Source organism: Micromonospora sp. WMMD1120 (genome assembly GCF_029626235.1).
GTDB lineage: Bacteria > Actinomycetota > Actinomycetes > Mycobacteriales > Micromonosporaceae > Micromonospora.
Map to the genome: position 1 here is coordinate 170,019 of NZ_JARUBO010000005.1, position 14,447 is coordinate 184,465.

10 protein-coding genes and 1 pseudogene are annotated in these 14,447 nt (G+C 73.1%); all 11 read right to left on the reverse strand.

Going from position 1 to position 14,447, the window contains the following annotated elements:
* Positions 1-213: 213 nt before the first annotated feature.
* The 11 genes and pseudogenes from O7634_RS00860 to mraZ all read right to left on the reverse strand — a co-directional run bounded on the left by O7634_RS00860 (position 214) and on the right by mraZ (position 14,248).
* On the reverse strand, positions 214-1,032 hold the full coding sequence (locus O7634_RS00860; protein ID WP_278148266.1) for an FtsQ-type POTRA domain-containing protein: 819 nt from the start codon (positions 1,030-1,032) through the stop codon (positions 214-216).
* Positions 1,029-2,594: a UDP-N-acetylmuramate--L-alanine ligase gene (gene murC / locus O7634_RS00865; protein WP_278148267.1), complete on the reverse strand. Its 1,566-nt coding sequence runs from the start codon at positions 2,592-2,594 to the stop codon at positions 1,029-1,031. The genes O7634_RS00860 and murC overlap by 4 nt, the downstream gene beginning before the upstream one ends.
* The gene (gene murG, locus O7634_RS00870; protein WP_278148268.1) at positions 2,591-3,697 is read right to left on the reverse strand and encodes an undecaprenyldiphospho-muramoylpentapeptide beta-N-acetylglucosaminyltransferase; all 1,107 of its coding nucleotides are present in this window, start codon (positions 3,695-3,697) and stop codon (positions 2,591-2,593) included. The genes murC and murG overlap by 4 nt, the downstream gene beginning before the upstream one ends.
* Entirely contained in the window at positions 3,697-5,133 is a 1,437-nt protein-coding gene (locus tag O7634_RS00875; protein ID WP_278153819.1) for a putative peptidoglycan glycosyltransferase FtsW, read from the reverse strand. The genes murG and O7634_RS00875 overlap by 1 nt, the downstream gene beginning before the upstream one ends.
* A 374-nt stretch (positions 5,134-5,507) precedes the next feature.
* Positions 5,508-6,632, reverse strand: coding sequence for a phospho-N-acetylmuramoyl-pentapeptide-transferase (gene mraY, locus O7634_RS00880; protein ID WP_278148270.1), 1,125 nt, complete (start codon positions 6,630-6,632; stop codon positions 5,508-5,510).
* Positions 6,629-8,080, reverse strand: coding sequence for a UDP-N-acetylmuramoyl-tripeptide--D-alanyl-D-alanine ligase (gene murF / locus O7634_RS00885; protein ID WP_278148271.1), 1,452 nt, complete (start codon positions 8,078-8,080; stop codon positions 6,629-6,631). The genes mraY and murF overlap by 4 nt, the downstream gene beginning before the upstream one ends.
* A complete protein-coding gene (locus tag O7634_RS00890; protein ID WP_278148272.1) occupies positions 8,077-9,639 on the reverse strand; it encodes a UDP-N-acetylmuramoyl-L-alanyl-D-glutamate--2,6-diaminopimelate ligase in 1,563 nt (520 codons plus the stop codon). Before O7634_RS00890 ends, murF begins: the two co-directional genes overlap by 4 nt.
* A 52-nt stretch (positions 9,640-9,691) precedes the next feature.
* Positions 9,692-11,899, reverse strand: coding sequence for a penicillin-binding protein 2 (locus tag O7634_RS00895; protein WP_278148273.1), 2,208 nt, complete (start codon positions 11,897-11,899; stop codon positions 9,692-9,694).
* A gap of 3 nt (positions 11,900-11,902) precedes the next feature.
* Positions 11,903-12,511, reverse strand: coding sequence for a hypothetical protein (locus O7634_RS00900; protein ID WP_278148274.1), 609 nt, complete (start codon positions 12,509-12,511; stop codon positions 11,903-11,905).
* Positions 12,501-13,611: pseudogene (rsmH, locus tag O7634_RS00905) on the reverse strand (16S rRNA (cytosine(1402)-N(4))-methyltransferase RsmH). Before rsmH ends, O7634_RS00900 begins: the two are co-directional and overlap by 11 nt.
* A gap of 205 nt (positions 13,612-13,816) precedes the next feature.
* The gene (mraZ, locus tag O7634_RS00910; RefSeq protein ID WP_278148275.1) at positions 13,817-14,248 is read right to left on the reverse strand and encodes a division/cell wall cluster transcriptional repressor MraZ; all 432 of its coding nucleotides are present in this window, start codon (positions 14,246-14,248) and stop codon (positions 13,817-13,819) included.
* Positions 14,249-14,447 lie beyond the last annotated feature (199 nt).

A 14,447-nucleotide genomic window follows, 5' to 3' on the forward strand; every position in this document is an offset into this window, starting at 1 on the left:
TTGGCTTCGGCCGACCGGGTACGGCGTGGCCAGCCCAGTGGCCGACGACAGCTGCCACCGGCGGGGATCAGGGGTGAACCCTCACCCTCTACTAGAGGCTTACAGTTATGTCAACCACTGATGCTCTTCGGGGCAACGTAAGCGCCACCGCCCGATGAGCCAAGGACCCGAGCGGCGTGTCGCCGAGCGGAGCGCGACGGTTCACGTTCCGGGTCAACGGAAGGTCACCACGTCCGGCGCGCTCACGTCGATCCGATCGGGCTTCTCGTCGAGCAGCGCGGTCGCCACCCGGGCCTTGTCCGTACCCCGGCTCGCGTCCCCCCAGACCACCGTCCGGTCCCCCCGCAACCGCAGGCTGATCCGGGCCAGCCCCTCCACGTGCACGTCCACCAGCTCCGCGCGCAGCTCCGGCGTCAGCGCGCCGAGCACCTCCAGCGCGGCCCGGGTGCCCGGGTCGTCGGCGGCCGGGCGCGCCACAGTCACCTGCGGCAGGCCGGCGGGGCGCTGGTCCACGGTGCGGAACGCCGTCCCGCTGCGGTCGATCAGGGCGAACGCCTCCCCCTGCGGCACCACCGCCACCGGGGTCCGCTCGGTGACCCGCACCACGAGCGTGCCGGGCCAGTCCCGGGACACCGTCGCCCGCTCGACCGCCGGTAGCGCACCGACCCGACGGGCGGCGGCGGCCAGGTCCACCTGGGCCAGCGGCACCCCGTCCGGTACACCGACCGCGTCGTGCACCTGCACCGGAGTGACCAGGTCGGCGCCCTCCACGCGCACCTCCCGGACGCCGAACAGCCCGGTGCCCAGCACCGTCCAGGCGACCAGCCCGGCCACCGCGAGCACGCCGGCGGCCACCGCCCAGGGCAGCGCCGCACGCATCCGACGCTGCCGGGCGCGGGCCATGAACCGGCGGGTCGAGGGCGGCACCGCGTCGCTGCCGGCCCGGACCAGCTGCCACCGCCGGGCCGGACCCCGACGCGTCGCGCCGCTGTCGGCGGCGGGGCCGCGCCCCCGGGTCGGGCCCTGACTCATCCGGCCGTGGGCGCCGAGCCGCCGGGTGCGGTGGTACGACCGAGAGCCGCGCCGTCGCCGCCGGCCGTGGCCCCGCCCGGCACCGGTTCGCCGACCGCCGGGGTGGTCGCCACCGGGTCCACTGTGGCGGTCGGCGTCGCACCGGCCGCCCGCGCGCCCAGTGCGGCCAGCAGTTCGTCACCCATCAGCGAGATCGGCGGCGCGCCCATGGTGACCACCACGTCCCCGGGGCGGGCCCGACGGGCCACCTCGACCGGCGCGGCCTCCCACGAGTCGACGAAGACCTTGCGCTCGTCGGGCAGCGGCACCGCCGCGATCAGGGCCGCCGAGCCCTCACCGGGCTGGCGCAACTCACCCGGCCCGAAGACCTCCAGGAGCACCAGCTCGTCGGCGATGGCCAGCCCTTCGGCGATCTCCGCCTGGTTGTCCCGGGTGCGGTAGAGCCGGTAGGGCTGGAAGACCACGATCAGCCGACCGTCGCCGGCCACCTCACGCAACGTCTGCAACGCCAGGGTGATGGAGGTCGGGTGGTAGGCGTACTCGTCGTAGACCAGCACGCCGTCCGCGACGCCCTTGCGCTCGAAGCGCCGTCGCACGCCGGGGAAGACCGCCAGCGCGGCCTCCGCCGCCTCCAGCGGCAGCTCCAGGAGGTACGCGGCCAGCACGGCGGACGCGCTGTTGAGCCCCATGTGCCGCCCCGGCACCGGCAGCCGGAACTCGCCCAGCGACCGGCCGTCGATCGCGGCCAGGTAGCGCACCCCCCGGGCGGAGGAGACGATCTCGGTCAACCGCAGGTCGGCGTCGACGGCCTCGCCGTAGGTGAACACCCGCCGCCCCTCGGACCGCAGGCTCTCGGCCAGCCGCCGACCGCCCGGGTCGTCGGCGCAGGTGATGATGAAACCGTCCGGGTCGGTGAGGCGGGCGAACTCCACGAACGCCGCCTCCAGCGTCGCGTAGTCGCCGTAGGTGTTGAGGTGGTCCGCCTCGACGTTCGTGATGATCGAGACGTACGGGCGGTAGATGAGGAACGAGCGGTCGCTCTCGTCCGCCTCGACCACGAAGTGCTCACCCGTGCCGTGGTGGGCCCCCGAGCCGACCTCGGAGATCTCCCCGCCGATCACGAACGACGGGTCCACACCGGCCTGCTGGAGCACCATCGTCACCATCGAGGTGGTGGTGGTCTTGCCGTGCGTGCCGGCCACCGCGATCGCCCGCCGGCCGGTCATCGCCGCCGCGAGGGCCTCGGAGCGGTGCAGCACCCGCAGGCCGCGCCGACGCGCCTCGACCAGCTCCAGGTGGTCCGCCGGGATGGCCGAGGAGTAGACGACGGTGTCCACCCCGTCGAGGTTCGTCGCCTCGTGGCTGAGGTAGATGGTGCCGCCCAGCGCCCGCAGCCCGGCCAGCGAGGGCCACTCCCGCAGGTCGCTGCCGGAGACCCGGATGCCCCGGGTGAGCAGCAGCCGGGCCACGCCGAGCATGCCCACCCCACCGACGCCGATCAGGTGCACGGCGCCCAGGTCCTCGGCGGTGAGGGTGCCGGCCGGGGTGAACTGCGCGGTCATCGGGCCACCGCCGCCATCACGAAGGAGCGCAGCGCCTCGTCACCGTCGCGCCGGCCGTACGCCGCGGCGGCGGCGCCCATCGCGTACAGCCGCTGGGGGTCGCGGATGAGCGGGATGACGGTGCGCTCCAGCCAGTCCGGGGTCAGCTCCGCGTCGTCGACCAGCAGACCGCCGCCGGCCTCCACCACCGGCAACGCGTTGCGCCGCTGCTCCTGGTTGCTGTGCGGGTACGGCACGAAGATCGTCGGCTGCCCGATCGCGGCCACCTCGGCGACGGTCATCGCCCCGCCCCGGGCGAGCATCAGGTCGGCGGCCGCGTAGCCCAGCTCCATCTCCGACAGGTACGGCAGCGTCACGTACGGCACCGGCAGGTCGGAGGGGATCGGCACCGGCTCGTTGCGGGCGCCCATCACGTGCAGCACCTGCACGCCGTTGCGGGCCAGCTCCTTGGCCGCCCCGGAGACCGCCAGGTTGATCGTCCGGGCGCCGGAGGAGCCGCCGGAGACGAAGAGCACCGGCAGGTCCGGGCGGAGCCCGAAGTGGGCGCGGGCGGCGTTGCGCAGCGCGTACCGGTCCAGGCTGGTGATGCTGCGCCGCAGCGGCACCCCGACCACCGTGGCGTCGCGCAGCGACTCGGCCTGGCTCGGCTGGTGCGGGAAGCCCACCGCGACGTTCTTGGTGAACTTCATGCCCAACCGGTTGGCCACCCCCGGCGGCACGTTCACCTCGTGGATCACCATCGGCAGCTCCCGGCGCCACGCGGCCAGGTAGGCCGGCACCGAGACGTACCCGCCGAAGCCGACCACCGCGTCGGCCCGCACCTCGTCGATCACCTTGCCCGCGGCGCGCGCCGCGGTCCACATCCGGCCCGGGGTACGGACCAGGTTCATGTTCACCGAGCGGGGGAGCTGGTACGCCGGGATCTGTCGCAGGTCGTAGCCGTGCGGCGGGATCAGGTCGTTCTCCATGCCCCGGGGTGTGCCGAGGCAGGTGATCCGGACGCCCGGGTCGTGTCGGCGCAGGCAGTCGGCGAAGGCGAGCAGCGGGTAGACGTGCCCCCCGGTGCCCCCTCCCGCGAGCACCACCGAACGCAGCGGACCCATCAGCGTCTCCTCTCGCTCGCCGTACCCCTGCGGTCGCGGTCCTGTCGGACCCCGCGCGGCGCGGCCTGGTCGTCGTGGCGCCGCTCGCGGGACCGGGGCACTGACCCTCGGTCACCCGGCGGAGTCGCCGGGCGGCGACGCCGGCCGGGAAGCGGCGGCAACGGGGCCCAGAGTAGTCGGACCCACCGGGCCGGCGGACGGGCATGCAGCGCTCTGGCCGCATCGGGTTCGGCGCGGGCGAAGGAGGCCAGCATGCCGATGCCGGCCAACGTCACCACCAGGGCGCTTCCGCCGTCGGAGATGAACGGCAGCGGCAGACCGGTGATCGGCAGCAGGCCGACCACCCCACCGATGTTGATCACGGCCTGGCTGACCAGCCAGGTGGTCACCGCGGCGGCGGCGAGCCGCCGGAACGGGTCGTCGACCCGCCGGGCGATCCGCAGACCGGTGTACGCGAGCACGGCGAACAGGCTGAGCACCACCGCGCAGCCGATCACGCCCAACTCCTCGGCGATGACGGCGAAGATGAAGTCGTTGTGCGCCTCGGGCAGCCAGTCCCACTTCAGGCTGCCCTTGCCCAGCCCGACACCGAACCAGCCGCCGTGCTCGATGGCCAGTCGGCCCTGGTGGAACTGGTAGCAGGGGTCGCCGCACTCCTCCGGTGGCGGCGGATTGAGGAACAGGGTCAGCCGGGCCAGCCGGTAGTTGTCCGCGCCGCGCTCGCCGGAGCCGGCGCCGAGCGAGGCCACCGCGACGAGCAGACCGACGCCGAGCAGCCCGAGCACCGTCAGCGCGCCGAACACCCGCATCCGCACGCCGGCCGCCCAGAGCAGACCGACCACGAGCGCCAGCAGGCAGAGCATGGTGCCCACGTCGTTGTAGCCGACCAGGACGAACAGCAGACCCATCACCGGGAAGAGCGGGGTGGCCAGCTCCCGCCACCAGCCCAGCATGGCGCCCTTGCGGGCGATCAGGTGCGCGCCCCAGAGCACCAGCGCGAACTTGGCCAGCTCGGACGGCTGCACCTGGATCCCGCCGATGAACAGCCAGAGCAGCCGCGCCTCGACCGGGCCGACCCGGGCGGACTCCTGGTCGGTGAGCCGGGCGTACGCCAGCAGCAGGTTGAGCACCAACAGCAGGGCGATCGCGGTGAACAGCAGCGGCCGGCCCAGCGAGCGGTAGGTGCTGGCGGGCAGGCGCTGGCAGACCCAGAACGCCCCGATGCCGATCACCGCGAAGATCGCCTGCTTGGTCACCGACGCGGAGGCGTTGCCGTCCTCGGCGTAGTCCTTCACGCTGGTCGCGGAGAAGACCATCGTCAGCCCGATCAGCAGCAGCAGGCCGGCGCTGGACAACAGCAGGTAGTAGCTGGCCAGCGGTCGGTCCAGCAGGCCCCGCAGCGCGGTGAGCCCGCTGGCCGCGTCGAACCCGCGCAGCGGCGCCGGCGCGCTCTCCCGGGCCGCCCCGCCGGGCTCCGGCCCGCGTACGCCGTCCGGTGGCGCGGTCGCCTCGACGGTGCGCGCCGCGCCCGGTGACCGTCGCTGTCGACCGGCTGCCCTGTCGTCGGTGCCGAGTTCCTCCCCCACACCCACATCATCACCGTTGAACACGCGCGAGCACCCCAGAACACCACCCCCGGCGTGTCGCCGCCCCCGCCCCCCGCGCGCCCCCGGCCCCCGGCCCCCGCTGATCTTGCACTTTCTGTCCCGGCGAAAACCCCGAAGCGGGACATTCCGGCGTACGAAAGTGCAAGATCGACGGAGATCGGGGCGGGGCGCGCGGCGGGTGGGCTAGCGGGGGCGGGGGCGGGTCAGACCATGTTGGCGAGGAACTCGCTGTAGAACAGGCCCAGGGCGATGGCCACGCCGATGCCGGCGATGATCCAGAAGCGGACCACGATGTTGACCTCGCTCCAGCCGGCCAACTCGAAGTGGTGCTGGAGCGGGGACATCCGGAACACCCGTTTACCGGTGGTCTTGAAGGAGATGATCTGGATCACCACGGACATCGTGATGATCACGAACAGCCCGCCGATGATGGGCAGCAGCAGGATCGTCCGGGTGGACATCGCCATGCCGGCGATCAGTCCGCCCAGACCCAGCGCACCGGTGTCACCCATGAAGATCCGCGCCGGTGACGTGTTCCACCACAGGAAGCCCACACAGGCCCCGGCCGCCGCCCCGGCGATCAGCGCGATCTCCAGCGGATCGCGCACCTCGTAGCAGTACGGCTGGGTGTAGCTCGGGTCGGCGCACCAGTGCCGGTACTGCCAGAAGGCGATGAGCGCGTACGCGCTCAGCACCATCACCGACGCGCCGGTGGCGAGACCGTCCAGGCCGTCGGTGAGGTTGACGCCGTTCGTCGCGGCCATCACCACGAAGATGAAGATGATCACCGCGCCGACCTTGCTGACCTCCAGGGCGTCGATGTCCCGGATGAAGCTCAGCGTCGTGCTGCCCACTGTCTGCGTGTTCGTCGCGTTGCCCGTGGCGTCGGTCATCGTGCTGGGGAACCACAGCGCGATGACCCCGAAGACCGCGCCGACCAGGATCTGGCCGAGCAGCTTGCCGCGCTTGTTCAGCCCGGCGCTGTTGCGCTTGCGCACCTTGAGGAAGTCGTCGAGGAAGCCCACCGCGCCGGAGAACACCATCAGCCCCAGCAGCACCAGCGCGGTGATCGTCGGCTCGACCTGCGCGATCTGCTGGTCCGGCAGGGTGGTCAGGGCCAGGTGCCCGGCCACGTACGCGATCACCGTGGCCAGGATGAAGACCACGCCACCCATGGTGGGGGTGCCCTTCTTGCCCTGGTGCATGGCCGGGCCGTCGGTACGGATCGGCTGACCGGCCTTGAGCCGGGTGAACACCTTGATCGCGATGGGGGTGCAGAACAGCGAGACGAGGAAGGCCACCCCCATGGCGACGATGACCGCCCTCATTCGGTGCCACCTTCAGTCGCGACTGCGGGGCTCGCAAGCTCGCTCCTCGCGCTCCGGACCGACTCCGCACCGGCGTCGGCGCGCAGGGCGTCGGCCACCTCCCAGGTCCGGTACCGGGAACCCTTGACCAGTACGACGTCACCCGGTCGTAGCTCGTCCCGCAGCACCTCGACGGCCGCCGCCTGATCGGTGAGCAGCACCGACTCTCCTCCCCAGTTCGCTACCGCTGTCGCGCCTTCGTGGATCGGCGCGGCCGGCTCGCCCACCACGAGCAGCCGGTCGACGCCCAACTCGGCCACGAGTCGGCCGATCTCGGCATGGCCGTCGTGCTCGAACGGGCCCAGCTCGGCCATGTAACCGAGCACCGCGACGGTACGCCGTCCCTGACCGATGCTCGCCAACGCCCGCACCGCCACCGCCATCGAGGCCGGGTTGGCGTTGTACGAGTCGTCGATGACGGTGACCCCGTCGGCGCGGTCGAAGACGTCCATCCGCCGGGTCGAGACCAACCCCAGCTCGCCGAGGGCCACGGCCAGCTCGGCCAGCGGCATGCCCAGCTCCCGGGCGACCGCCGCCGCGGCGAGCGTGTTGCCGACCTGGTGCCGGCCGGTCACCGCGAGCCGCACCGGCGCGCGTCCCTCCGGCGTGACAAGGGTGTACGACGCGCGCCCCCGCTCGTCGAGCGTGACGTCCTCGGCGCGCACGTCGGTAGACGGCGCCTCGCCGTACCGGACCACCCGGGCCCGGGTACGGCTCGCCATCGCGTCCACCCGGGGGTCGTCGGCGTTCAGCACGGCGAGCCCGTCCGGCGGCAGCGCCTCGACCAGCTCGCCCTTGGCCTGGGCGATCGCGTCCTGCGAACCGAACTCGCCGATGTGCGACGTGCCGACGTTGAGCACCACGGAGATCCGGGGCGGCACCACCTCGCACAGGTACCGTACGTGCCCGATCCCCCGCGCGCCCTTCTCCAGCACCAGGTAGCGGGTGTCCGGTCCGGCCTGCAACGCGGTGTACGGGTGTCCCAGCTCGTTGTTGAACGACCCGGGCGGCGCCACGGTGTCCCCGAGGCGGGCGGTGAGCTGACCGATCAGGTCCTTGGTGGTGGTCTTGCCGGAGGAGCCGGTGATGCCGACCACGGTCAGACCGGGCAGCCGGTCCACCGCGGCGCGGGCCAGCCGGCCCATCGCGGTCAGGGCGTCGTCGACCAGCACCATCGGCACCCCGGGCACCTCGCGGCTGCCGAGCACCGCCACCGCGCCGGCCTCGATCGCCGTCGCCGCGTAGTCGTGCCCGTCGACCTTCTCCCCGGGGAAGGCCACGAAGAGCGAACCGGGACCCACCTTGCGCGAGTCGAACTCCACAGTGCCGGTGACGGCGCTGGCCGGGTCGGCGGCCACCAGCCGCCCGTCGACCGCTTCGGCCACCTCGGCCAGGCTCAGCGCGATCACCGCTGACCCGCCAGGTTGCCGAAGCGGGCCCGCAGCGCGTCGGCCAACTCGATGCTGTCGTCGAACGGAAACACCTCGCCCGCCACCTCCTGGCCCCGCTCATGCCCCTTGCCGAGCAGCGCGACCACGTCACCCGGCTCGGCCAGCCGGACCGCCTCGTCGATGGCGGCGCGACGGCCGGCCACCTCGATGATCCGCGCGGGCGTCCCCGCCCGGTACGCCCCGGCCAACACCTCGGCGCGGATCTCCGCCGGGTCCTCGGTCCGCGGGTTGTCGTCGGTCACCAGCACCACGTCGGCCCCCTGGGCGGCGGCGGCGCCCATCACCGGCCGTTTGCCCCGGTCCCGGTCCCCGCCGGCGCCGAGCACACAGATCAGCCGGCCGGCGCTCAGCTCACGCAGCGCGGCCAGCGCGGCCACTATCGCGTCCGACTTGTGCGCGTAGTCGACCACCCCGCGTACCGGCGCGGACACGTCGACGAGCTGCAACCGCCCCGGCACGCCGCCGCAGGCGGCCACGCCGTCCGCCGCGGTCGCCGGGTCCACCCCGGCGCCGACCAGCATGGCGATGGCCAGCAGCGCGTTCGCCACGTTGTGCCGGCCGGGCAGCGCGACCCCGGCGGGCACGGTCAGCCCGTCCGGGCCGTGGGCGGTGAACCGCTGGGCGTACCCCTCGCCGTTGACACCGTCGGCCCACCAGGTCGCGGCCTGGTCGCCGGCCGCCGAGTAGCTGACGGTGGCGGGCTTGAACAGCGGTGTCAACGCCGGGTCGTCGTGGTTGAGCACCTCGACCGCGCAGCGCCCGTCGAAGAGCTGCGCCTTCGCGGCGAAGTAGTCGTCGCTGTCGGCGTGGAAGTCCAGGTGGTCGGAGCCGAAGTTGGTGTAGCCGCCGACGGCGAACCGCACCCCGCCCACCCGGCCCATCGCCAGCGCGTGGCTGGAGACCTCCATGACCACCGCCGTGACGCCGCGCTCGCGGGCGGTGGCCAGCATGGCGTGCAGGTCGGTCGCCTCCGGGGTGGTGCGCACACTGTCGATCACCAGGTCACCGAGGCGGGTCTCCACGGTCCCGACCAGCCCGGTGGTGTGGCCGGCGGCCCGCAGCCCCGACTCGACCAGGTACGCCGTGGAGGTCTTGCCGGCGGTGCCGGTCACCCCGATCACGGTCAGGTCGGCGGTCGGGTCGCCGTAGACGGCCGAGGCCAGCTCGCCGAGCACCGCGCGCGGGTCGGGAACCACCAGCAGGGGCAGACCGCTCGCCGCCGCCAGCTCCGCGCCCGCCGGGTCGGTCAGCACCGCCACGGCACCCGCCTCGGCGGCCCCGACGGCGAACTCCGCGCCGTGCCGGCGGGCCCCGGGCAGTGCCGCGTACAGGTCGCCGGGGCGGACCTCCTGGCTGGCGTGGGTGGCCCCGGTGACGGTCACCGCGGCGGCGTCGAGCGGGAGGTCGACGGCGAGCCGGACGGCGAGATCACCGAGCCGGACTCCGGTCACGGTACGTGGACGTGGATTGCCGGGCACGGCGTCAGACCCTACCCGGTCGTCCGGTTCCGGCCGCACAGCCGCCCCGGTGGTTCGTCGGCACTCACCGATGATGTCCCGCCGCCCCTGCTCAGCGCGGATAGACAGTGAACTTGGGCGCGGATCCGCTCGCGGACGGCGGCACCCGGTAGTGACGCAGGGTGAACTGCATCATGTCCCGAAACGCCGGATTGGCGATCGCCGCGCCTCCCCCGTTGGGCGTGTAGACGAAGACCGCGATCACGTACCGGGGATTCTCGGCGGGGGCCATGCCGATGAAGGAGGACACCTTGTCGGTCTCGATCTTCCCGTTGACCAGCCGCGATCCGGTGCCGGTCTTGCCGGCGACCCGGTAGCCGGGGACCGCGGCGGTGACGCCGGTGGCGCCGTCGACGGTGGTGACCGCCTCCAACATGGTGCGCAGGGCCGCCGCGTTCTGTGGGCTGAGCACGGACCGGGTGGTCGGAGTCGGCCCGGGGGTGCGCTTGCCGTCCGGGCCGATCACCTCTTTGACCAGGTGCGGCTGCACGTACGTGCCGTTGTTGGCGATGGCGGCGTACGCGGCGGCCATCTGTAGCGGCGTGGCGTCGACGCTGTGCCCGATCGGCACCGATCCCCGCGACGATTCGCTCCACTCGTCGGCCGGCAGCAGTCGCCCGCTGGCCTCCCCGGGCATCCCCTCACCGGTCGGCTTACCCAGCCCGAACCGCTTCTGGTAGTCGATCAGCCGGTCCCGGCCGAGCTTCTCGGCGATCGTGATGGTGCCGACGTTCGACGAGTAGGCGAGCATTCCCGGCACGCTCATCCGCTTGCCGTTGGCCGGGTGCGTGTCGGAGAACCAGGTGTCACCCATCTTGATGCTGTTCGCGATGGGCAGCGTGGTGTCCGGCGTGATCACGCCCTCCTGCAACGCCGCGCCGTAGGTGATCGCCTTGTGCACCGAGCCCGGGTCGACGACGAAACTGGTCGCCGCGTCCTCCCGGGCGACCGGGTCGCTCGGCGTCGGCTTCGCCGCGTTGTAGGTGGGGTGGCTCGCCTGGGCCAGCACCGCGCCGGACGGGATCTCGATGATCACGGCCGCGCCGGTGCCGCCCCGCACCTTGGCCATGCCCGCGCTGAGAATCTGCTGGGTGCGGAACTGGAGGTCCCGGTTGATGGTGAGCACGAGGGAGCTGCCCGGCTTGGCCGGCGTCGTCCGGCTGTAGCCGCCCGGGATCGGGGCCGCCAGGTCACCGAGGCCGGCCTCGTACACCCGCTTGCCGTCCTGACCGGCGAGCACGTCCTCGTAGCGGGCCTCCAGCCCTTCCAGCCCAGCCATGTCCTGGCTGGTGAAGCCGATCAGGTTGGCCGCCAGGTCGCCGCCGGGCACGTCGCGACGCTCGTCGCGGTGCACCCCGATGCCGGGGAGGTCGAGCGCCTGCACCCGCTTGGCGGTGGGGATCTCCACGCCCCGGGCCAGGTAGGCGAACGTCGACTCGACGCCGTTCTCCAGCCGGCGCGGCTTCATCAACTCGAGCAGCTTCGACGCCGGGATGCCGAGCAGCGGGGAGAGCGCCTTCGCGGTGGCGGGCGGGTCCGTGACCTCGGTCGGATCGGCGTACACGTAACGCGCCTCGACGCTGCGGGCCAACGGCGCGCCGGTGCTGTCGTAGATCGCGCCGCGCGGCGCGGGCAGCTCGACGGTGCGGGTGCGGTCGGCGACGCCGCCCCCGGCGTACGCCGGAGCGTCCACCGCCTGGAGGAAGACCAGCCGGATCCCGATGACGGCGAACAGGGTGAGGGCCAGCGCGGTGCCGAGCCGCAGCCGCAGCCGCGAGTCGGCGAGCTTCGGCGGACGTGGCGGCTTGCGCGACGGTCGACGCGCCGCCGGGCGGTCGCCCCGGCGCGGCGCGCGCGGGGTGGTCCGGCGGCGCGGCGGTGGCTCGTCCTGACCCGGATTGCGCGGGGTGCGCGGGGTGACGGTGCGCACCACGCCGCCACGCCCGGCGGCCGGGGCGTCGCGCCGGCCGGTCCGGGCGGCGGCCCGGCCGCCGTCGAGCACCTGCAACGCCGGCCGGAACGGGTCGCCCGAGCGGGTGCTGCGTGGGGTACGCCGCTGCTCGGCGCCACCGCCGCCGCGGGCGGCCGTGCCGCGCTCGTCGCGGACGGTCCGCCCTCTCGGGGTGTACGCGCGGGCGCCGGAGATGCCGCCGATGCCCGGCTCGCCGCGCGACTCCCCGTCACCGGGGCGGGCGTCTCGCGAAGAACCGCGCCGGGACCCAGCGGGGTCCCGGCGCGGCTCGTCCGACCGTGGTGGCACTGCTCAGCCTCCCGCACCCTGGCTGGTCACCGACGGCTGACCGCTGGCCGGCTGCGGAATGCCCAGCGGCAGCTTGCCGTCGGGCAGCCGGATGTAACCGGGCTCGCCGGCGTCCACCAGCCCCAGCCGCCGCGCCTCGGCGGTCAGGTTGCCCGGCGCCTCGGCGTCGGCGATCTGCTTGTCCAGTTGCTGCTTCTCCAGGTCCAGTCGGGCCTGCTGCTGCTGCAGTCGCTCGAGCCGGAACGCGTTCTCATTGATCTTGGTGTTGACCGCCAGGATGCCCAGCACCCCACCGACCACCAGCACCACGATCAGCGCCGCGAACGGCGCGCGCGGCACCGACACCGGCGGCGGCGGGGCCACCCGCAGCCGAGGCGAACGGGCCTTGCCGGTGCTGCCGGCCTTCTCGACCGGCCGCAGCGCGGCGGCGCCCTGGGTGGGGAACTCGCGCGCCCCCCGGGCGCGAGTCTCCCCCTGCTTGTTCACTCGATCGATGCGTGGCGTACCGTTTCCGACGCGCGGAGCCCGCTCCGCCGCGGTCCGGCCCCCCGACCGCGGTGCGCGCTGCCCGCCGCCGGTGACGTCCCGGCGGTCGCGCTTGTCAATGCTCATGTCCCTCCCCCTCAACGTCCGTCCCTCTGCCCGTCCCGGTGCCCCTGACCCCCCACGGATCAGGCGGACCCCGTGCCCGGTTGGTGCATTCCCTTCACCCGTCGGCGGGACCGTTCGCGGTCGGTCCGCGCCTGTTCCGTCGCGTTCGGATCGAGTCGTTCCGCCGCCCGCAGCCGCACCGAGGCGGCGCGCGGGTTCGCGGCGACCTCCGCCTCCCCGGGCAGTTCGGCGCCCCGGCTGAGCAGCCGGAACGTCGGACCGGACCCGGGAAGCTCGACCGGGAGGTCGACCGGGCCCTTACTGCGTACCCGGTCCGCGAGCGCCGCCTTGGTGAGCCGGTCCTCCAGCGAGTGGTAGGACAGGACCACCATGCGACCGCCCACGGTCAGTGCGTCGAGCGCGGACGGCAACGCTGTCTCCAGCGCTGCGAGTTCTCTGTTTACCTCGATCCGTAAAGCCTGAAACGTTCTCTTTGCCGGGTGCCCACCCGTTCGGCGGGCTGGTGCCGGAATGGCGTCCCGCACCAGCTCCGCCAGCAGCGCCGACGAGGTGATCCGGGCCCGTTCCCGCTGCCGGATGATCGCCGAGGCGATCCGACCGGCGAACTTCTCCTCGCCGTAGACCCGCAGCACCCGGGCCAGGTCCGGATGCGCGTACGTGTTGACCACCTCTTCGGCGGTCATCCCCCGGGTCTGGTCCATCCGCATGTCCAGCGGCGCGTCCTGGGCGTACGCGAACCCGCGGTCGGGCGCGTCCAACTGCAACGACGAGACACCCAGGTCGAACAGGATCCCGTCGATGCCCGGATAGCCGAGCCGGTCCAGCACGTCCGGCAACTCGTCGTAGACGGCGTGCTCCAGGTGCACCCGGTCGGCGAACCTGGCCAGCCGGACCCGCGCGTGCGCGAGCGCCTCGGTGTCGCGGTCGAGCCCGACGAGGACCGCCCCCGGATGCGCCTCGAGCACCGCCTCCGCGTGCCCGGCCAGGCCGAGCGTCGCGTCGACGTAGACCGTCCGGTCGCCTCGACCCAGCGCGGGGGCCAGTAGCTCGAGACAGCGCTCGAGCAGCACCGGCACGTGCGTGCCGCGCAACTCCCCCATGTCGACCCCCACTGGTTGAAACGTCCGTTCTCTTCGTGCGCCTGTCGTCGGACGGCGCTGCCGTCGTACCGCCAGATCCCCATCCGCTCCCGCCGGACACCGGACTCGCACCCGATGACTGGATCGTGCGCCTGGCACCGGGGAAGGGATGCCAGGAACTCGAAAGCGGCTGGAGATCTCGCAGTACGTCGGGCGCCGTTCCGCCCTACAGACCGCCGGGCAGCACCCCCTCCTCGATGTCGGCGAAGTCGTCTTCGCTCTCGGCGAGGTAGGTCTCCCAGGCGACCTGGTCCCAGATCTCCACCCGCGTGCTCGCGCCGATCACCACCAGATCGCGGTCCAGCCCGGCGTACGACCGCAGGTGAGCCGGAATGGTCACCCGACCCTGCTTGTCCGGAACCTCGTCGTGCGCGCTGGCGAAGAAGACCCGGCTGTAGGCCCGGGCCGCCTTGTGTGTCATCGGCTGCGCGCGCAACTGGTCGGCGATGCGCTGGAACTCAGGGGTCGGGAAGACGTAGAGGCAGCGATCCTGCCCTTTGGTGACCACGACACCCCCCGCCAGCTCATCTCGAAACTTGGCCGGAAGGATCAACCGGCCCTTTTCGTCGAGACGCGGAGTGTGGGTGCCGAGAAACATCGGCCCAACCCCCTCGCCCCTGAGCGGCGTTCGCGGCGCCGCTGACCCCCCGGGCCGGTGAGCCCTCCCGGCCTCACCATCGGCCCCCACTCTACTCCACTTCCCTCCACCCGCAAGAAGATTCGCCCGCGTGGCGCGGTCAATCGGACGGCAAAACCGCACGTCACAGGGGGTGGAGCGGAGTGGAGGGCCACGGCGG

Coding starts and splice junctions, on each gene's coding strand:
- mraY (WP_278148270.1), bottom strand. CDS start 6,632: ATGAGGGCGGTCATCGTCGCCATGGGGGTGGCCTTCCTCGTCTCGCTG.
- murC (WP_278148267.1), bottom strand. CDS start 2,594: ATGACCGCGCAGTTCACCCCGGCCGGCACCCTCACCGCCGAGGACCTG.
- O7634_RS00900 (WP_278148274.1), bottom strand. CDS start 12,511: ATGAGCATTGACAAGCGCGACCGCCGGGACGTCACCGGCGGCGGGCAG.
- mraZ (WP_278148275.1), bottom strand. CDS start 14,248: ATGTTTCTCGGCACCCACACTCCGCGTCTCGACGAAAAGGGCCGGTTG.
- O7634_RS00860 (WP_278148266.1), bottom strand. CDS start 1,032: ATGAGTCAGGGCCCGACCCGGGGGCGCGGCCCCGCCGCCGACAGCGGC.
- murG (WP_278148268.1), bottom strand. CDS start 3,697: ATGGGTCCGCTGCGTTCGGTGGTGCTCGCGGGAGGGGGCACCGGGGGG.